This is a genomic window from Sphingobacterium sp. B16(2022), from assembly GCF_012030425.1.
GTDB lineage: Bacteria > Bacteroidota > Bacteroidia > Sphingobacteriales > Sphingobacteriaceae > Sphingobacterium > Sphingobacterium anhuiense.
Genome location: NZ_JAAUVN010000002.1, coordinates 456555 through 477751, shown reverse-complemented (window position 1 = coordinate 477751; position 21197 = coordinate 456555). Strand labels below are relative to the sequence as shown.

The 21197-nt window shown below is 37.7% G+C and carries 15 protein-coding genes and 1 tRNA gene; 7 read left to right on the top strand and 9 right to left on the bottom strand.

Going from position 1 to position 21197, the window contains the following annotated elements; translation table 11 throughout:
- The first annotated feature begins 78 nt into the window (after positions 1 to 78).
- Complete coding sequence (locus HCX49_RS12345; RefSeq protein WP_132770695.1) at positions 79 to 273, top strand: hypothetical protein; 195 nt, start codon at positions 79 to 81, stop codon at positions 271 to 273.
- 126 nt (positions 274 to 399) lie between these two features.
- Here the strand turns inward: HCX49_RS12345 and HCX49_RS12340 are convergent, their stop codons facing one another.
- From HCX49_RS12340 to HCX49_RS12300, 9 genes are all read right to left on the bottom strand, one after another.
- Positions 400 to 1140: an SDR family NAD(P)-dependent oxidoreductase gene (locus HCX49_RS12340; protein WP_132770696.1), complete on the bottom strand. Its 741-nt coding sequence runs from the start codon at positions 1138 to 1140 to the stop codon at positions 400 to 402.
- Between the two features lie 116 nt (positions 1141 to 1256).
- Positions 1257 to 2699 (bottom strand): TolC family protein, encoded by a 1443-nt coding sequence (locus tag HCX49_RS12335; protein WP_168127222.1) that lies wholly within the window; start codon positions 2697 to 2699, stop codon positions 1257 to 1259.
- On the bottom strand, positions 2662 to 3978 hold the full coding sequence (locus HCX49_RS12330; RefSeq protein ID WP_168127221.1) for an HlyD family secretion protein: 1317 nt from the start codon (positions 3976 to 3978) through the stop codon (positions 2662 to 2664). Before HCX49_RS12330 ends, HCX49_RS12335 begins: the two co-directional genes overlap by 38 nt.
- A gap of 15 nt (positions 3979 to 3993) precedes the next feature.
- Complete coding sequence (locus HCX49_RS12325; protein ID WP_206368440.1) at positions 3994 to 5661, bottom strand: peptidase domain-containing ABC transporter; 1668 nt, start codon at positions 5659 to 5661, stop codon at positions 3994 to 3996.
- Between the two features lie 610 nt (positions 5662 to 6271).
- Entirely contained in the window at positions 6272 to 7111 is an 840-nt protein-coding gene (locus HCX49_RS12320) for a metallophosphoesterase family protein (RefSeq protein ID WP_168127220.1), read from the bottom strand.
- On the bottom strand, positions 7105 to 8904 hold the full coding sequence (locus HCX49_RS12315) for a RagB/SusD family nutrient uptake outer membrane protein (RefSeq protein WP_168127219.1): 1800 nt from the start codon (positions 8902 to 8904) through the stop codon (positions 7105 to 7107). Before HCX49_RS12315 ends, HCX49_RS12320 begins: the two co-directional genes overlap by 7 nt.
- Before the next feature lie 9 nt (positions 8905 to 8913).
- Positions 8914 to 12189 (bottom strand): SusC/RagA family TonB-linked outer membrane protein, encoded by a 3276-nt coding sequence (locus HCX49_RS12310; protein ID WP_237682788.1) that lies wholly within the window; start codon positions 12187 to 12189, stop codon positions 8914 to 8916.
- 96 nt (positions 12190 to 12285) lie between these two features.
- Complete coding sequence (locus HCX49_RS12305) at positions 12286 to 13311, bottom strand: FecR family protein (RefSeq protein ID WP_168127218.1); 1026 nt, start codon at positions 13309 to 13311, stop codon at positions 12286 to 12288.
- A gap of 111 nt (positions 13312 to 13422) precedes the next feature.
- Complete coding sequence (locus tag HCX49_RS12300) at positions 13423 to 14022, bottom strand: RNA polymerase sigma factor (protein WP_168127217.1); 600 nt, start codon at positions 14020 to 14022, stop codon at positions 13423 to 13425.
- Between the two features lie 271 nt (positions 14023 to 14293).
- On the opposite strand from HCX49_RS12300, the gene HCX49_RS12295 reads away from it, so the two are divergent.
- The 6 genes from HCX49_RS12295 (at position 14294) to HCX49_RS12270 (ending at position 21193) form a co-directional block, all read left to right on the top strand.
- Entirely contained in the window at positions 14294 to 14860 is a 567-nt protein-coding gene (locus HCX49_RS12295; RefSeq protein WP_168127216.1) for a hypothetical protein, read from the top strand.
- A 772-nt stretch (positions 14861 to 15632) separates the two neighbouring features.
- Positions 15633 to 15714: transfer RNA gene (locus HCX49_RS12290), tRNA-Leu, on the top strand.
- A gap of 315 nt (positions 15715 to 16029) precedes the next feature.
- Positions 16030 to 16956, top strand: a complete 927-nt coding sequence (locus tag HCX49_RS12285) for an AraC family transcriptional regulator (protein ID WP_168127215.1) — start codon at positions 16030 to 16032, stop codon at positions 16954 to 16956.
- A gap of 21 nt (positions 16957 to 16977) precedes the next feature.
- Positions 16978 to 18024 (top strand): NAD(P)-dependent alcohol dehydrogenase, encoded by a 1047-nt coding sequence (locus HCX49_RS12280; RefSeq protein WP_168127214.1) that lies wholly within the window; start codon positions 16978 to 16980, stop codon positions 18022 to 18024.
- A gap of 229 nt (positions 18025 to 18253) precedes the next feature.
- Complete coding sequence (locus HCX49_RS12275; protein WP_168127213.1) at positions 18254 to 18835, top strand: YdeI/OmpD-associated family protein; 582 nt, start codon at positions 18254 to 18256, stop codon at positions 18833 to 18835.
- Between the two features lie 858 nt (positions 18836 to 19693).
- Positions 19694 to 21193 carry a PAS domain-containing sensor histidine kinase gene (locus HCX49_RS12270; RefSeq protein ID WP_168127212.1) on the top strand — a complete coding sequence of 500 codons (1500 nt, stop codon included), beginning with the start codon at positions 19694 to 19696 and terminating at the stop codon, positions 21191 to 21193.
- Positions 21194 to 21197: the final 4 nt, after the last annotated feature.

Here is a 21197-nt window from a genome sequence, read left to right as displayed (position 1 = left end):
AATCCCCGAATATACATTTATAGCGATTACAGCAGTAAATTGTCCTTATCTTAATTTCGTAAATAAAACTTTATCAGTATGAAAAATTTAGAATTGTTAAAAGAAAAATCGACCATGCTTTCCAAAGAACAGATGAAAGGCGTGCAGGGGGGTATGAAATGGACAAAGGACAGAAGTAACAATGTCCATGATACAAGATACCTGGATGGCTGGCTCAAGCACAGAGCGTCATTATCAGCCGAAACTATTTTATTCGGTCACGATCGATATTAGTATTCGTAATACTTCATTAACGAAATAAATCCCATCAAGTCACTGCAAGCTATACGATTATTCAATTGTAAAGAATATCCGTATAGCTTGTGCTTACATTAAAATAAGATTTGATAAAAGATAAGTTTATTTCGCATTCTCCGCATAATAAAGGTCGGCAAATAGCTTCGACAGTTTAGCAGGATCTTCTCTCCAGGCATTATACATGCCCTGCCCCATTTCGTCAGGTATACTATCGAGTTTACCGTCAGCTACACCTTGCAGTATTTGGATACCAGTACTGTCTGGATCGGGCATATCCCAATCACTACCTTTGTTCATATCCGTGTCAATTGCTCCGGGATTGACCGCATAGACGGATACATCTTTTTTAGCCAATTCAATTCGTACAGATTGTGTAGCAGAAAAAAGAGCTGCTTTTGAAGCCGCATATCCTGCAATAGATGGCAAAGGGGAGTAAGCGGCAATAGAAACAATATTGATCATAATGGAGGGTTTATTTCGAATCAGAATTGGTGCAAATGCCCGCATCATTTTTATTGTTCCAAAATAATTAACCTGTAAATCATTATCCATTCCCAGGAGATCTCCTTCTAAGATATTTCCAGAGTTTACTGTTCCGGCATTGTTGATAAGAATTTCAGTATCCTGAGCTACGGTTGCTACCCATGCAACTTGTTGGTCATCTGTAATGTCTAGTTCTAACGGTACTATCCGATCGTCATTAAATGATGGCATTTTCTTTAAATCCCTGCAGGTTGTATATATTTTCCCTACCCCATTATTAAGTAGAACCTTTACAAGTGATTGGCCTATTCCCCTATTGGCTCCTGTAATTAGGATCACCTTATCTTTAAAAATTTGCATCGTGTTTTATTTTTTGGTTAACACAAAGCTAGTGTGACGAAAGGAATGATAAAATCCAAAACGTGCGGTATTAAAGAATGGTCTCCATTCATTTCACAAAACACCTATGATGTTGACTAGCGCAGTGCTACCGACGAATCAAAATTAGCATTTGTCCATTTCAGTTTATTATAACTTTTGAGAAATTTGAGTTTTAATTCTAAGATCTTTTCTTGGGCATCAATAAGCTTATTTTCTCGGCTGTTGATTAGAAATAACGAACTTTCGCCATTAGCATATTTGGATTGCTCGGCCATCAATAATCGTTTATAATTATCCATGTTTTTGGTGGCGATACCGATCTGACTCCAATAGTTGTAGATTTCATTTTTGTAGCCGGTTATCTTGGTTACCAATTCCTGACTTTTATAAGCTAGATCCAAACTGTTCTGATCGATCTTCAATTTTGCCATTTTATAATCAGCTCTTGCCTGTCTTAAAAAAATCGGTATTTCAAGTTTTAAACCATATTGGAAGTTATTATCAAAAAGTGGAAAAAACTGGTGTGTATACCCTTCTTTATTATAAAAATTATAGCTAAAATCAATCTTAGGCAATAAGCTCTGCAATTTGAGGCGACGTTCGCTTTCTAATATTTTGCCTTTTTCATCATAATAACGTACAGAAGCATGGCCATTTAGCGTATGCGCATCCACCTGCGCCAATAGATCGGTGTATTGCGTATCGTCAGTATTGTTCTGCAGTCTTTCTGAAGGAACAAGACCTTCTGTTACGGGATAGGGCTTAAGATCTTCCTCCCATAAATAGATCGAAAGCTTTTGTGTTGCACTGACAAATTGAAGATAAGCATCTTGTTGCTCCAGCTCATAATTCTGCAGCTGGGAAAGTGCTTCGGTCGTATCAATTGCGGCTTGTTCACCATAATGAAATGTTTTGATCACAAATGCCAACCGCTCTTTATTGATGTTAACTATTTCCCGTTGCAGCCGATAGAGCTCATATTGTTTTACCCATTCCCAATAGCTGTTTTCCGCTTCCAGCATCAGCTCGTTGGTCAACACGGTTTGTTCTGCTTCCGTCATACGTTGCGCAATCTGTGCCTGCTCCAATAAAGCACGTCTTTTATCATACAGCAGATTTTTAGCTAGAGGGACTGTTACGCCAACTTGATATAAACCTCCCTTTGTATCGCTATTGTTGAGTTTTTCTCCATCTAAATAGCTGTAACTACCATTTAATTCAATACCATACCAAGTTGGGATACCGAGACCGATATTACGTTGCTGATAATACTGTGTGCCATCAATGGTTTTTTCTCCCGTTTTAGCATCAAGAACAGGGTCAAAATTACCTTTAGCCTGCTGTATACCGGCAGAGGCAATGCGGTTTTCTAGGCGGTATTTAAAAGCCATCGGATGATAATTTTTGACGATTGCCAAGAACTCGTTACGTGATAACCTTAATGTATCCTGTCCAAAAGAAGATTGGCAGAAGCAACAGATCAGAATAAGGATGATATAACTATTTTGCCGCTGCATCGTTCGTTGCTTTATTTTCATTTTTGACTATATAATAATCTGGAGGGAAGCCATTTATATTACGCCACAGCTCATACCAGATCGGCACATCGTTCAAAATCGCAATACCTTGTACGCCAGCCCCAACTTTAATCTGTGGAGGCCACGGTTTTTGTCCTTTATCTTCAATGACCAAAGCCCTAAAAAGTCCGCTGGTATTGATGTTATTTTCTACCGCGATTACTTTACCGGCAAAGGTTCCGTAGCTCGTGGTTGGCCAGCCTGAAAATACAATGGCAGGAAAACCATCAAACACACACATCACCCGCTGTCCAACTTTGAGTAAGGGTAAATCTACAGGTCTCACAAAAATTTCGACAGCGTAATCAACCTTGCTGGGCACGATCGTACCGATGCTTTCTGTTTCTTTCAGGATTTCTCCGATCCCCCCCTTATTAAGCTGTACAATCTGCCCGTCCTGAGAAGCCTGAACAAAGTATAATCCCCGTCTCGCTCTATAATTGGCAACCTGATTTTCAAGTTTTGCTATTTCGCCGGTACTTCCCTCAATCTGCCCCAAACTCGAGAATCTGTCACCTTCTGTCTTGCTTAGCTTTTCAGTATAATCCTGGATCGTTGCGCGCTCTTCGATCTGTACCGTTAAAATCTCCTGATTCGTCTGTGCCAACTTATTGTCTATAGCTGTTTTTTTCGCCAAGACATTTTGGAAGGAAACATTTCTTTGCTGCAATTGGGTAAGCGATACCAGTCCGTCATCGTACATTTTTTTCTGTCGGTTAAATTGATCTTCGCTCAACTTTAACTCGTTGGTAATAGCCAAAAGTTCTGCCTGCTCCGCCTGTAACTTATTATTTAACTGACTGATTTTCACTTTCAATTGTGCCAGCTTGAGTTCTCGCCCAGCACCAAGAGCTTTGATTTGATCTGCAGTGGTCCCCACTTTGGCTTCGTAATAATCACGTACCCCTTTCTTGGCGCTGACCTGCTGCTCGGTACGCTCCAGTAGCTGCGGATCCATATAATCATCTTTCACTTCAGCCAGCTGCAGTATGGTATCGCCCTTTTTTACAAAATCGCCGTTCTTGACATACCATTTCAAGATTTTACCTGGGATAGGCGAATTAAGCTGCTGCGGGCGCTGATCCTGATACAACGTGGTCACAGTACCTTTCACCTTGATATTCTGCGTCCACGGTAAAAAAAGTGTCACAAAGCACAGGATCCCAATGAAGATGAACCAGTTTTTAACTGTAGACTGCTTATGGATATGGTATATTTTATCGAATGATTTGAGTTTCATCTGTTCGGGGTATCTTTACTTAATTTCAATAGTACGGTTTTGCAGGTAGAGATGCTGATCTGCAATCTCCATTACTTCTTTTTCTTTAGACACTAAGATCACAGTTGTATGTTGCTTGATTTCATCCAGATATTGTGTCAGTTTTTTACGAAATACCTCATCCATCCCGTCAAGAGGATCCTCCAATAGTAGTAGACGATTATTTCCAAGAAGTGCTCTCAGAATTAAGATCATCTTTCTTGAACTAAAAGAAATCTCGGTATCTGTCTCACTCAACAAGGTATAAAACCCGTTGCTAAATTGATCGGAAAGCTGTTCAATACCAATGGATTCAGCAAGTCGGAGTATATCTTCTGTACTGATGTTTTCACGGCCAAGCACGAGGTTTTCGTGCAGTGTGCCTTTGATAATCGTCATATCTTCCATGTACAGGCCGATGCGATTGCGTAAGGCAATTTTATCAATATTTTTGATCGGTATTTTATCAAAAAGGACTGTTCCTCCAGAGGGTTCATAAAAACCGGCTATCATATTTAAGAGCATGGATTTCCCGGCACCGACCTGTCCCGAAATCATGGTAAGGCTATTGGCCGGAATAGTAAAATTCAAATGGATAAAAACCGGACGGCTGTCGGCAAAATTTAAGCTGACATCTTTAAAAACAACTTCCATTCCTCTTGCTGTACTCTCCAATACAATCTCGCCATTGGATTCTTCACGAAGACCCGTCACCTTATGGAGTTTAAGTACTGAAGCAATCATATCGTAATAACTTTCGAGACTTTTAATCAGCTTTTCAACCGCCGACATAATCATGATAACCACAATTTCTGTTGCAACAAATGCACCGATATTGAGTTTTTGATTGATCAGCAAATAAGTTCCAATTCCCAGCATAACCAGCGTAATGGTCACATTAAAACCAATAATGGATTTGTACTGAAACAACAAAACCTTGAAATGCGAAGTGCGGTGATCAAGGTATTGAACGACCCGTTCATCTGTACCCGTTAAATGCATATCTGATTTTGAATTAATCTTGAATGTTTTTATAGCGCTGGCAATGTCTTCGAGCCATGAAGCCACCTCATATTTTTTATTACTTTCTTCAACACTGGACTGGATACCCGAATCCATTGTAAAATAAAAAATACATCCCACAATAATGATCACAACTGCTCCGAATACTAAAAACCAGACATGATAAAAAGACAGCAGGATGATACCAAAAAATATCTGAATCAAGGCGGTTGGAATTTCGAGCAGAATTTTAGAAATACTTTTCTGTAAGTTTAGAATATCAAAAAAACGGTTAACAAGTTCGGGAAGATAATATTTTTTAGTGGCGGCGAGGTCTATTTTTGGAAGTTTCTTGGCAAAAGCGATGGAATATTCGACGAAAATCTTTTGCTGAATCTTCTCAATAATCTGCATGACCTTAACTCGGAAAACCCCGTATAAGAATGTACCCAGCACCACAAAACCGATGAGCAGATAGAGCGATGTCACCATAGTGGCACCCAAAACAAAACTAACGATTGCCTGAATACCCAGTGGAATACTCAATTGCACAAGACCACTTAGAATGGCATATATATAAATGGACGCAACATCTTTCTTTTCCTTGGTTATCTGCTTAAACCACATTCTAGTACTTGCAGTATAATCTTCTTGATTTGCCATTATAATTTATTTTTGGACAGTATATTTAATATATTTAGAGGGCCGATATTTTGCTTATTCTCCAATAAAATGTGGTATAAATAATCCTGTAATCAACAGTTTCCTTATCTCAAACTTAGTAAAAAATACAAATAAAATGCACAGGCATACTGCATTTTTATACAAGGCAATACCTTTTAGATATACGATCTACCATTTTGTGCAAAATCTACCCAAAAGCCACTACAACACCTTAACAAACTGAATACCTAAGCCTTTAACAGAGAGCTAACATACACTTTTAAGGTTCATATCTTTACTTTTTAAGTTTCAAATGCAATCAGCATAAAGGAAAAAAATGTTTCTGATAAAAGAACCATTAAAAGATGAATATAGCTGATACTTCAAAAATAAAATCAAATCATACAAATTGGATTTGATGTATTAAAAACAGTGATCGACATCTGAAAAGACTATTTTTCTGTTAAAAAAAATAGAAATTATGGATAGAAATCACGCATAAAAAGCAACGTACCTAGTCCACCCTTGCGAGAAGTAAAATAAAAATCCCCCAGAAAATTTAATATTTCCCGGGGGATAGTTACGACAGTACTTTACTGAAATATTTGGTCTATTTGATGTATTTCCAACTAAAATTTTGTCCCTTTACGTCAACTTCAAGATGACCTGGGAATGTACCTTCAAAACTACCTTGCCACCAATTACCAGAAACTGCACCTGCTGTTATAAATTGTACACCTTTCACTTTAATCTCTTCATATAAATGCATATGCCCTTGAAGTACTAATTTCAGATTATGCTCTTTGAAAAGATCAAATACCTGCTTTTGATTTGTAAACGTATCGGCAGCGGTATAACGTCCTTCCAGGACAGGATAATAAACGGATAAAAAAGGAACATGGGACACAATAACTATGGGCTGTTCTTTCGCTGTACTGTTAATAATACCCTGTAACCAAGCAAACTGTTGCTCTCCAATGATGTATTGATTATCCTGTACTTCTACACTATTGAGCACAATGAACTTCCATCCTTTATGATCAAAGGTGTAATACGTCTGACCAAAAGTTCTTTCGAAAAGTTCAAAATCATTTTTACCGTTTCTTAGATCACGCGGTAATCTATCGTGGTTTCCGATAGCCATATGATAAGGCTTTTTTGTATGTTCAAACACATCTTTAAGCAACTTGAATCGTTTTTCTCCCAGCGGTAGATCAGTGTTTTTTAAATTGTCGATATCGACATTATCTCCACCACTCATAATAAATTCCACCTGTGGCGACAATAATTTAAGCCGTTGTGCTACCTGTCCCAATGTAGAGTCACTATGCGTGTGCATATCGGTCAGAAATGCAAATTTAAAATCTTGTGCCTGTACGGTCTTTATGCCAAAGAGCATCAAGAATAGACAACTTACTGTTAATCGTATTATTGGATTATGCTTTACCATCCGAATATTTGTTTAAGGTTATCATTTAAAAGTATCTCTCCCTGTGGTATAGGACGATAATAAAATTTTGGGGTTTCAAAAGTTCCTGTATTTTCAACCGTCTCTACAGTACCACTATTGCCATCGGATAAAAACACCCCCACATCCTGACCAAAACGTCCAACACGGTAGTATTGTAATTCTCGTCCCAGGCTATTTTTTTCTTTGACTTCGGGAATTGAAGATGAAGATGCAAGCAGTACGACATCGGGAATACCATCACCGGTCATATCATGCTTTCCTAATCCAGAGAAATAGACACCTTCACGCTTATTTTTTAATAATTCACCCACATTCCAACGCATGAGATCTGTAAATCGGAATCCTTCAAATGCAAGTTCGACACGGCGCTCTCTTCTGATCTCCAATACAAGATTCCGTTGATTACTTTCAACATTGGCATAGCGTGATGCCAAGACTGGATCTATACGTTCGCCAAGTGTCATAGCGGGCATACCCGCTCTTGTACGCAATAGATTGACACTTCGATCTAAATCGGCTTGTGTCAGCAAACCCAGTTCAGCCTTTGCTTCGGCAAAATTCAAGAGAACCTCCGCATATCGGTACAAGGGAATATCTAAGTTATTACGAGCCTCTAGACTCAGCGTATTTTGAAAACCTTTAATTTGATGATAGCCAGAAAAGTTTTTCGCCAGTTGTTGGACATACAATCCCGCTCCCTGTGCGTAGGTGTGGGAATAGATCAACTCCCATCCCGGATAGGCATAGGTTTGTGACAAACGGGGATCTCTGTTTTCAAACTCCTTCACAAATGAATTCTTATCATATCCTACTTGAGCCGAATAGAAGGAACCATCTTTCATCAGATAGGACTGTACCAGATCCCGCAAGGGATAATATTCATAATTACCGAACATACCCGGCCATGAATCGGCGTTGAGCACATTGTTGGCATAAAAACGACCAAATACAACCTCTTTATTGTTTTCTAGATTTTCACTAAAAAATAAGGATCCATAATCCTGATTGGGTTTGCCTGTTTGATGAATACTAAAACCTCCTTCCCGCATAATTTGCTCACTTAATTGCTGTGCTTTGGTCAAAAAATCATTTGCAGAAACTTTTAAATCCAACTCCTGGTGATACTTACGGTAAGTGCCTTCATAGAGCGCAAAACGACTATACTCCTGCAGTACAACCCACTTATTGACTGTCCCCAATTTAATTCTGGGTTCAACATTTTTTGCGGCAAACTCAAAGTCTTCCATAATTTTTTCGACAACAGTAGCGCGAGGATCGCGTTTAGCAAACAGATACTCTGTATCGCCCACTTCCAATGCTTTATCCACCCAAGGTACATCAGAAAACCGTTGTACTTTTTCGACATAAAATCTGGCACGGAAATATCTGCCCAGACCTTCATAATGTGCCTTCTCACTCGCACTGATTTGTGCTTTCTGCATATGCTGCAGAAAGAAGTTCACCTTACGAAGTTGGTCCCAGTTCCAGCCTCCTGAAATAGTTGCTGCAGATGCATTTCCAGCCATAAGGGTTTTAATTTCCACGTTCCCGGTCGTACTTGCATTGTCACTGGTAGCGTCTGCCTGATAAATGCCTAATCCAGAAAAATTATACAAGCCTGTAATGTACAGTTCCAGATCGGTGGCGGTATTAAAAAAGTTTTCATTATTGATTGCCGTTTCTGGAACACGATCCAGATATTGATCATTACAGCCTCCTAAAAGTGAAAGCCCCGAAAACACAAAAGCTAATTTTATATATTTATTTATCATGATATTCGATTAAAAAGTTAATTGGACACCTGCAGAAAAACTGCGTTGAAAAGGATAAGTAAGTCCATTGCCGACACGATCTGAACCCGCAGTAGGATTGGTATAGGTATTTTCATTAAGGGTTTCAGGATCAAAATAGCGTTTTACAGCAGACCATTCGATGATGTTTTCACCACTCACATATACCCGAAGCTGACGGATCTTGGCTCTTGAAGTAAGCGATTTAGGTAAAGTATAACCGATCGTTAAATTCTTGAGTCGCAAATAAGCGGCATTCAGTAAATAATTTGTTTGTGGAATCGCTAGTCCCTGTGCCTGATCGATACGTGTCCCTAAATTACGGTCGGCCAGCCATGACTGCAATATCGGATAAGCGGCATCGAGGTTTTGATCTGCAAGCCCCAAATTTAGGTATGCTTGAGAATGTTTTGCGCGATCGATCTCCGAATCACTTTCAGGGCGGTAAAAATCAAGCAAGTGTCCATAAAAATTTCCGTAAGGCTGCTGATAAGTACCCCAATACAGATAATCCAATGGATAATAATCGCGTTTGCCAATTCCTTGGAAAAATGCGCGTAGGTCAAGACCTTTCCAATCTGCTGATAGGTCTACCCCAAATTGATAACGGGGCGTGGAGTTTCCGATGATTTTAAGATCTTTTGTGTCGCCAAGTGTATATCCCTTCTCAATCTTACCATTATTATCCTGATCAACATAGGTCGGCCAGCCCGGTACGATGGATAATGCACCCCAAGGAATAATGGAGGTTTGATCCAATTTAGCGATCTCTGCCTGATCTTTGAAAAGACCGTTATTTTCCAATCCCCAGATTTCACCTAACTGCATCCCATCATAATATTGCAAAATACTTTTATTGGGATTGTCAAAGCGGGTGATCTTGGACTGTGAATCTGACAACAATAATTTGGCGTTAAAGTGCAATGGAGCATTAGCCACTTCGAAACGTTCCTGAAAATTAAGCGTCAACTCCCATCCATTAGTCCTGAGATCGGCGGCATTTTCACGCGGCTCGGCAGCACCCAATATATTGGGAAGATCCTTACCTAAGGTCAACATACCTAGCGTACTTCTTGAATAATAATCAAAACTGGCAGAAAATTTATTTTTAAGAACAGCAACATCTACACCGACATTGACCGTATTGACTTTCTCCCAGGTATAATTGGGCGAAACCAAAGATGGAACTTGAATATAGATACCTCGCTCGCTGCCAAGTAAGTAATCTGAATCCTTTTTCTCCATCGAAGGAAGATAACCATAGTTGGATACAGACTGATTACCAAGTTGTCCGTATGACGCTCTCACCTTTAATAAATCAATACCTGATAGTGATGACATGAAATTTTCACGGTCTAATCGCCAGGCAACAGAACCGGAAGGGAAGAAACCAAAACGCTTACTTTTTGGAAAACGAGAAGATCCATCATATCGGCCGTTGAATTCTACGATGTACTTATCGTCGTAGGTGTAGTTTAACCGATAGAATGCACCGCGCAATGCATAGGTATCAATAGCCTCCCCCATTCTCATGGTTCCTGTAGCAAATTGGATCGTAGGGAATGATTCTGAAATCAATCCCGAACGTTCGGCATTAATAAGCTCGTACCGATAGTCTTCCTGATTAAATCCGACCACAGCATTTACCTGATGCTTATTAAATGACTGCATATAGGTACCATATATATTATAGACGTTATAGTAGGAGAATCCAGCTTCGCGGAAAGCACCAGTAGTTCCTTCTTTGCGGACATCGTCAGGTCCATATCCGATCTGATATTGTGTCGTATACCAATTTCTATTCAGTGAATTGCGCTGAAAAGTGTAATCTGCATTCAGTTTAAACTTGTTGCCAAAAAAACGAAGTTCTGTATTAAAAGTAGACTGAACATCCAAACGTTTTTGATCACTTTTACCGCCATCGACCATCCGTGCGGCGATATTTCCGGCTGCAGCATTAGCCCATGTGCCATCAGGGTTCTTATCGTAGCTTGTTGGAAAAATATTATAGATATCGGCCAAATTCATTTGTGAAGGTTCAAGTCGTCGCGTACTACCAATCACGGTATTATTGCCGAATGATATAAAATCTGAAAGTCGATAGTTTACTTTTGATCGCAGATTGTACCGGTCAAAATAATCTTCTGTAAGTTTAACGGGTGAATTTTGGCGATTGTAACTTCCGCTGATGTAATACTGTACTTTTTCATTGGATCCTGAGATGGACAGGTCGTGTGAATGGGTTGAATTCCAATCTGAAAGGAAGTAACGTGTCCAGTCCCGATTGCCCATATATTCCCAAGCTTTGGCATCTGATGGATTGATCCGCACTCCGGGAATAGAAGGATTGTCAGAGCGCTCTCTTGCATATTGGTAAAATTGATCGGAGTAATTCACATTATCCCAAGGGGTATTATCAGTAGAGGTTTCCAATAATCTGGAAAATACATATGGATCCGTTATTTTATCAGGCATAACAGTTGGCGTATTCCAAGTAAAATTATTTGAATAACTTACTTTAACATCACCCTTACCCGTTTTAGTGGTGATGATTAGAACACCAAAAGATGCCCGCGCGCCATATATTGCCGCAGCAGAAGCATCCTTAATCACGGTAAATGATTCGATGTCCTGTGGGGCAATACGAATCAGTTCAGCCGCCGAAACAGGTACGTTGTCTACTAAAATAAGTGGATCTCCACCATTGATGGACGTGATACCGCGAATGTTAATATTGGGCACAGCACCAGGTGCTCCTGAATTAAACTGTATGTTTAAATTTGGTGCTATACCCTGAAGTCCCTGTGCGGCATTTGAAATCGGACGGCTTTCCAGTACTTCTCCACTGATATGATCTACAGCACCGGAAAGATTGGTTTTTTTCTGGGTACCATAACCGATGACGACAACTTCATCCATGTTATTTGAAGCAGTATCTGTCAATTGAAAAACAACACTTGAGCGCTTGCCCGAAGTGACGATGTATTGGCAATCTTCTTTCGGTTGTAATCCGGTATAAGTTACTAAAATACAATAATTGCTGTCTACGGGCAGATTATTGAACACCGCTTTTCCTTGCTGATCAGCTTGGCCGGATCGCTTCAAATTATTCACTTTATTCTTTACAGTTACGGTAGCATTGGCCAGACCTTTTGCCTTCGCGTCCTGCACGATAACAACAAGTTCTCCACGCTCCTGGGCAAAGCCCCTTTCGCCAAAAGCAATCGCTAATAGCAGTAATAAAGCCCTGCTGGAAGGCATTTTCATAGTTAAAGATATTCGCATATTTTTCATTAATAATTGTGCATAATATGTCCAGGCTCCCTCTTTTTCGTAGGGTGCTGCTGGTTATTTTTTATTTTTTTACTGGCTTACTTTTGTAATCGCATAGGTATTGGTTGCAGCATTAAACGTCATCTCTAAATCATTGGCAAAGCAGATTGTCTGTAAGATCTGTGCGATATCATCATCTTTTGTATAAGTACCATAAAATGAAAGCCCTGAAACTTCTTTTGAAGAAAAGCGAATCGTTGTATGGTATAATGATGCTAAGGCAGGCAAGACTTCTTCTAAAGGTTTATGATGAAAAGTCAGCGTGTCGATGACTGCTGCTTCCACTATTTGCTCCTCTACTTCCGGATGACGATCGCGCTGTCTAGCCGGTGCTACCGTTTCTTTCCACGACTGCCCAGGAGTCAAAAATGCAAGTAAGCGTACTGCGCCATCTGCTGTTTTCTCTTTGATGGAAACCCGTCCAGTCACCAGGCGTATTTTGGGTTTTGCACTTTTATTGTCCTGCACAACCCAGAAAGAGGTTCCTAGCGCTGTTGTTAGAATATTGCTTGCTAGAACAGTAAATGGACGTTCATGATCGTGAGCCACTTCAAAAAATGCTTTTCCCTGCAATTGAATTGCACGGCAGTCATCCGGAAAGGGTTGCGTCCAAGTCATCGTCGAATTGGCCAAAAGATGAACGCGAGTACCATCTTCCAATACCACTAAACTGTCCTTAGACACCGTAAAGACCTTCTTGATTGGCTTTATCAAAGATGGCATGATTGTGCTGTATGCAACTTTCTGCGGTTCATGAATACGATCTCGGTCTACTAGATACCATCCCAAAGAAAGACAACAAAGCAAGACTGCTGCCACCTGTCCCAAAAGTTGCCAGGAATGACCAGCCTTTTGGACGTCTACCTCCGGCAGGAGTAAACGGGAATCTATCTGTTCTTTCATTTTACGATAGGACTGATTCATATCAATCTGCTCTTTGTTCGAAAGATCCAATTCGCGCATCCACTTCATTAAGTGTCCACGCTCTAGATCAGTAAGCCGTCCCTCCGAATATTTATTGATCAACTCTTCCAGTTCTCTTTTTCTATCTTGCATACATCCTAATAGTTGCGATAACCAAGAGATCGTACCATGCAAAATGCATGAAGTTTATGTTAAGTTTATTTTAAATAAAAAGACAGATCTACAACGGTACAACAAACCCGATTAGAAGAACAATAATAATGAAACCGACAAATAGACCATCGGATTTAACTGTTGCTGTTGCATGTGTGTGCGCACAAGTGTCAATGCTTTGCTTAATTGATTTTTAACTGTCTGAAGTGATATCCCTAATTGTTCTGCGATTTCAAGATTACTGAGACTACGCTGATATTTCAAATTAAAGACGACGCGCATGCGATCTGGCATATCTTCTATAGACTGTTCGATGGCAACTAAAACATGGGTATAGTTTTCTTCGTAGCCATTCACAGTGAATATTTCTTGCAAACCGTCGTGTATTAATAACTTATATTGGTCAATATGTTTTTCATGGATCCCTTGCTTTCTAAAATGCTGAAAGAGTTTATGATATAAGGCCGAAATGAGGTATGCCCGTAATCCGGTATGAATGGTAATGGTGTGCCGTCTTTGCCAAAGGTCCACAAAAAGATCTTGCACGATATCCATGCTCAAATCAACATCTCCTATTTTCTTAATGGCAATACGAAGAAGCAGGTTCCAATAATGGTCATAAATCTCGTTAAAAGCACTGTAATCAGCATCAACAAGGCGTTTTAATAGAATTTCGTCTATTGTTTTCACAGGTATACTCTTTAGATCAAAGGTGTTTCATCTGTAGCAAATATCTCGCTTTAATATAAATTGAGTATTAAGGATAGGTGAAAAATTTATGAACCTCAAAATCGCTCATCGATATTTTCTAAGTGTTAAATATACTGCCAATATCAAGCTATTTTTTGTACTTTTATAGGATTCAAAATAAATTACTGTTATGAATGAAACTGTGAATCTCTCATACAGCAATCAGCAGTAAAGCCTTATAATAAGATTGTAATTACCGTCATTAATATATATGAAAAAATCCCTATTCTTCGTCATTGCGTATTTCGTTATCAGCGTATCGAATGCTCAGGAATCAAATTCAAAAGCTTTTATACAAGCTTTTAAAACACATTTAGGTAATTATTATGAAGGAACTATTATTGCTGGCGGAAAGGAAGGTGACGGGTTTACCGGCAAACGTTTGTTGATGCAGGTAATGCGCTATAGTGACAGTGAAGTCAAGGTTCCCTTCTTTGTAGGGGACGACAAATCACGTACCTGGATCTTCTCCTTGAATAATAATCTTGTAGAGCTAAAACATGATCATAGAAAGCCAGATGGAAATCCAGACAATATCACTTTTTATGGTGGGACCGCAACCAACGAAGGAACAGCTGAGATGCAGCTATTTCCTGCTGATGCAGCAACCGAAGAACTAATCGACTACGCTGCTTTTAATGTCTGGTGGGTAACAATTAATGAAACTAAGTTTTCTTACAACCTCAGGCGAATAGGTTCGGAACGGGTTTTTTCAGTCGAATTTGATCTGACAAAACCGATCTCATCAGATTTTAAACCTTGGGATAATGCTAAGTAAAGCATCATCCTTACTTTAAAACTCTTTTGATTTTATGCAATTCATGCAAAAGATACAGTAATAATATTTGATCGACGCCTTTTATTAATTACATGCTAGAAGGATATTTTGTGACCACAAATATCGATGTTCAATAATATTTAAAGAAAATGAACTCAACAAGGATCACGTTAATCCCTGTTGAGGTGAATTCAACTGTACCATTATGAACATACAATTGAAATTTCATTTAATAATCAAAAAAGTAATATGCACTACCAATCGATGGTCCTATTGTCACCATCAGCAAAGCATAAACATATCTCAATTATTTCTGTGGTAAAGATTAACATTAAATAAATAATCAAAGAAAAAAGATATTTCACATCGCTATCACACTTTTACAAAAACCTATAAATGAATATATTAAAATAAAAATTAGGATATTTAAACCCATTTACCAAGATTCTTAACCCGCTAATAGTAGCTGTTTTATATATCAAACAGCTTTATAAAAAAAACAATATGGATACAGAACATTAAATGAATCTAGTTTTCGATTAATTTGGGTGCTTTGGGGAGCAAAAGCTTCAAAATAAAATCATATTTTCAAAGCTTGATGTTTATTATCATCAAGCTAAAATAGAATTGTAAACAACAAAAAAATTAATTTGCTAAAAAAAATATTCTGCTCATAAACAGCATCATCTGTATCGGCCATAACGAATAAGAGCAGAATACTTGCAAAGTATAGGTTTCGTTTTTATATTTGCGACATCAAAGAAATCCTAATGCGGAAGTGGCGTAATTGGTAGCCGCACCAGACTTAGGATCTGGCGCCGCAAGGCGTGGGGGTTCGAGTCCCTTCTTCCGCACTTGATATCCTTCTGAACTGAATAGTTCAGAAGGATTTTTTTTATACTCCAATCTAAAACATCAAATCCTCCAGCTTTTATTGACCCCAACATTTTGAAGAAATGGGAGTACATACTGATCTTCCCGATAATGAAATAGAGCAACTATCTTAAATATTATTTAAATTAGCTATGGCGCATCTATATTGATTTTCACTTATCAGGATCTTGTTTTGATGTGACCTTTGATTTTCATAAAAAACAGAAAGTAAATCATAATATTTTGAAAAAGACAAGCGGTACATTTGTATTCTATAAAATATTTAATAGCTCATTATGTTGAAAACTTCGGATATCGAAAAGGTAGATTTGCTACGAAACTCAGCGGATTTCTTACCGGTAAGCCATGCTTATTTTGAGAATTGGAATATCCGTGTGGTGAGCCGAAAAGAGGATCCTTGTAAAAATTATCTGTCTCCACATCGCAGGGACTTTTATAAAATATTATATATTTCTAAAGGAACAGGTATTCTTACTATCGGTACACACACATATTACATCGATAAGCCGACAATTATCTTTCTGCATCCGAATGGAATTATCTCCTGGAAGAATCTTTCTGATGATTCTGACGGATATTACGTCTTGTTTAAAAAACGTTATCTGGATGAACAGCCGATCTTAAAGGTTGCAATGGAAAAATATGAACTGTTTAGTAAAATAGAGAAAAATGTCATTCGATTGGGCGAAAATGATCTAGACTCTTTAAATCATTGGTTCGCCATTATGCTTAAACAATATGAAGATCAGGATGGCATGACGGAGGACCGCTTACAAACGTATATGCAAATGGTAATGATTGAAAGTTTACAGTTTGCTAATTTTCCAAAACCTGATATTGTAAGTGAAGAATATAGACAGATTCACGATTTTTTTCAATTATTGGAAGCTGAGGCTTCGGATATCAATAGGCATAATCCGGTGCGTATTAAAACCGCTAAAGAATTTGCGAACTCGCTATCTATACATCCTAATTACTTAAATGCGATATTAAAGAAGTATACAGGTCAAAATGTGAGTACGCACATTAAAAATCGTTTGCTGGAAGAGAGCAAAGCTTTATTGATCCAATCTGACTGGAGTTTACAAGAGATAGGATTTAGCATCGGTTTTGCAGATCAATCAAATTTCAATCAATTTTTTAAGAAAAATATAGGCTTAACTCCGCAAGCGTTTAGAAAAAGCTATCAAATAAAACATTAATTTATATAAAAAACAGAATCTATGATTACAACGAAAGGATATGCGGCTCAGCAGGCTGGTGCTGGGCTTGCCGAATGGAATTTTGAACGTCGTGAACTGGGGCCTAAAGACGTACAATTTGATATTTTATTTTGTGGGGTTTGTCACTCGGATCTACATCAGATTAACAATGATTGGTTTGAAGGTTTATTTCCCATGGTACCGGGGCATGAAATCGTAGGTAAGGTTGTCCAAATAGGATCTGAAGTCACGAAATTCAAAATCGGGGATTTAGCAGGAACAGGATGTATGGTAGACTCTTGTAGAGACTGTGAAAATTGTAAAGATGGATTGGAGCAGTATTGTAAAAATGGTAACGTACAAACATACAATGGTGTAAATCCATACACGGATGGTATGCCTACATATGGTGGTTATTCTAAAACAATTGTCGTTAACGAAGATTTTGTTCTACATGTGTCTAATAAGTTAGATTTAGCTGCAATAGCCCCTTTATTATGCGCTGGCATAACTACGTATTCTCCCCTACGCCACTGGAAAGTGGGAAAAGGTCACAAAGTAGCTATTTTAGGATTAGGTGGCTTAGGCCATATGGGAGTGAAATTTGCTGTGGCATTTGGTGCTGATGTTACGGTGCTCAGTACTTCACCTAAAAAAGAAGCTGATGCCAGAAAATTAGGTGCCCACCATTTTGTTGTAACAACAGATCCTGAACAGTTTGAAGCGGCTAAAGGAACATTTGATTTTATATTAGATACCGTCAGTGCAGAACATGATATCGCATCATATTTGTCTCTCCTACGAACAAATGGAACTCATATTTGTGTTGGAATTCCTGCAGTTCCTTCTCAAATACCACCATTTGCACTACTGGATGGACGTAAAAGTCTAGCCGGCTCGGGTATAGGCGGTATTAAAGAAACGCAGGAAATGTTAGATTTCTGTGCTGAACATAATATTGTATCAGATATTGAACTGATTGATATTAAAGATATTCATGAAGCATATAAGCGGATGGAAAAAGGTGATGTTCGGTACCGTTTTGTCATTGATATGGCAACGCTATAATCAATAACAGATACTGCTTTACCTACATAAACTGTACCTCTTATGAAACAACTCTTGCTGATTTATAATGTATTAATCAGCAAGAGTTTTAGGTATAAACAATGCGACTAATCATCATTTTTTCTATTTTTCAAATAAAATGCAACTGTACAATTAAGTTTATGTTTACATTTAAGGTATAATAAGTCGCTCGATATTGGAGCAATAGAACCTGAAACAATCGTTTTAAATGATGATGCAAGAAATAGAAATATTTTATCCTATTGATAGTAGAGCCTGGCGCGAATGGTTAATGGAAAACCATCAGACAAAACAGGCTGTATGGATTGTTTTTCATAAAAAAAGTTCTGAAAAAAAATCGATTACCTGGAGTGAGGCAGTCGATGTTGCACTTTGCTTCGGCTGGATTGACAGTAAAAAGATTTCTGTAGATAACGAAACTTCCCATCAATATTTTAGCAGACGTAAATCTAAAAGTACTTGGTCAAAAATCAATAAACAAAAAATAATAAATCTCATTGAAAACGGCCTCCTGCATGAAGCTGGTTACAACAGCATAGAAATTGCAAAGGAAAATGGTTTCTGGACACTACTGGATGAGGTGGAAGAATTGATTATCCCAGAAGATCTTGAAGCGGAATTTGCAACTAAACCTCATGCTAAAGTGTTCTATGTAAGTTTAAGCAAATCGGTAAAGAAAGCTATTTTACAATGGATTGTTCTTGCCAGACAACCGCAGGTACGACAAAAAAGAATCACTGAAATTGTCGAATGTGCAGAACAAAACTTAAAGCCGAAACACCTTCGATAAAACTTACTTACCAGGAAACAATTATATTATAGCGGTAATTATTCAAAAAGTTCCGAAAAATCAAAAAAATATTTATTTATATGAACTTTTTCTGAGCCCAAGTGTTCATCTCATATAAAGCAGCAATCAACATTACTTTTTATTAAGTATAAAACGATAAATGACGTAGTGCAGTAATAAAATCCAAGTGTCCCAAAACCATTTGGATGATGAAACAAAAAAGAGGAAACGATAAGAAACATAAAAATTACTGTGCAGTTGAACGCCAAGATAAAGGGTCTAATGAGAATTAGGCCCTTTTGATTTTAATCAATTTATAACAAAGGCCGGGAGATGAACTTTGAACGTAAAAGTTAAACAAGAAGATCGATTTATAAATTACATATAGCAGGGAATTAAATTTCCAACGCAATTAAAACATCATCTTTAACAACGAAATGTAATAAAATTCGTATTTCCTTATGGCATGTAAAGAACAATCAAAAAATACCTGACCTTCATGAATTTCTACGGTTTATAACTACCACACTACGTTATATTCATCGAAAAAATACCGTTTGATCGACAATGCTAATTTGTTATAAATTATCTTTCCATTGGATGGATATAAAAAACTTAATTCACTTATTTTTAACCGTTAAAACCTCAATAAAGTCCGCCAAATGATGGCAAGATATCTTTAAATAAGATGATTATCGAGAAGGTTTTATGGGCAGTAAACGATCCGCTTGTAGAAAATTATAAAAGATGAGGTGCTTGTAAAGGCATAGTATTTGTAAAATTGATTCTATAATTAATATATTTTGAAATGCAGTCTATACATCCTGATAAAGACAGCATGTAACGAAAATAAATTTTATGATAAATGAGAATCTCCATATATATCTTCAAGCCTTAAATTCGGCAAACTCGGGTATTATTATCACAGATAATTTACAACCCGATAATCCTATAATCTATTGTAACAGTGCGTTTGAAAAAATATCCGGTTACAGTAAAGATGAAATAATAGGTCATAACTGTCGTTTCCTTCAAGCCCAGGACAGATCGCAAGCTGAAAGACAACTTCTTAAAGAAAGTATAAGAGATGGCATAGAGTGTAAGGTCGAAATTAGAAACTACCGAAAGAATGGTCAATTGTTCTGGAATGAATTATTCATATCTCCTGTTAAAAATGAGGACGGGCTTATCACTCACTTTATCGGAGTGCAAAATGATGTAACACATCGGAAAAAGGTGGAGTACGATTTGCGTGAAGAGAAATCATCTGTAGAGGAAAAAATACAGCAACGTACTAAAGAATTGATGGGAAAAGAGGCTTTTTTATCCAGTATTATTCAAACGGTAAGAGAAAGTTTATTGGTACTCGATTCAAACTATGTTGTTTTAAGTGCAAATAATCACTTCCTCAGTTCATTCAAAGTTACCCAAGAAGAGACTGTCGGTAAAATACTTTTTGAACTCGGAAACCATCAATGGGACATTGATGGTTTAAAAGATCTCTTAACGAAAATATTGCCAACAAATAATCCGGTCACTGATTATGAAGTGGAGCATCATTTTCAGCATATTGGAAAAAAAGTGATGCTTCTTAATGCTTATAGAATAGAGTTTGAAGGACAATATAAAGACAGGATACTCATTGCTATAGAGGATATTACAGATAAAAAAGAGTTGGATCGCAGAAAAGATGATTTTCTTTCTATAGCAAGCCATGAACTGAAGACGCCGTTAACGACAATAAAAAGTCTGATACAACTGCTCCAGCGTATGGATCCTGTTAAAAATCCAGATCAGTTCACGACATCTCTCGATAAAGTTTCTATATATATTGAAAAACTAAATAAGCTTATTTCTAAATTACTGGACACATCAAAAATTCATTCTGGCAATATAGAATTACATCTAGAACCTTTTGAAATTGATAAAACAATAAAAGAAGCAATTGAAAACCTATCTGTGGTTAATCCTGAGTATAATATCTCATTTTCAGGATGCACAAATGCCAGCGTTTGTGGTGATGAAATGCAGATTTTACAGGTATTCAACAACTTAATTTCAAATGCGATAAAGTATGCTCCAGGATCTAAAAATATTGAAGTTTATATCAATGTTGTCGGAAATTTTGTGAAAATTTCGGTAAAAGATTTTGGAATGGGTATCAGCCACCAAGATAAGATCAAAATCTTTGAAAGGTTTTTTAGAGCAAGTAATATTCAAAAGAAATATCCCGGATTAGGAATCGGACTATATGTTTCTCATGAAATTATCGTAAATCATAAAGGAACGTTATGGGTAGAAAGTGAAGAGGGCGAAGGATCGACCTTTAATTTTACTTTACCGGTCATAAAAAATTAATGCT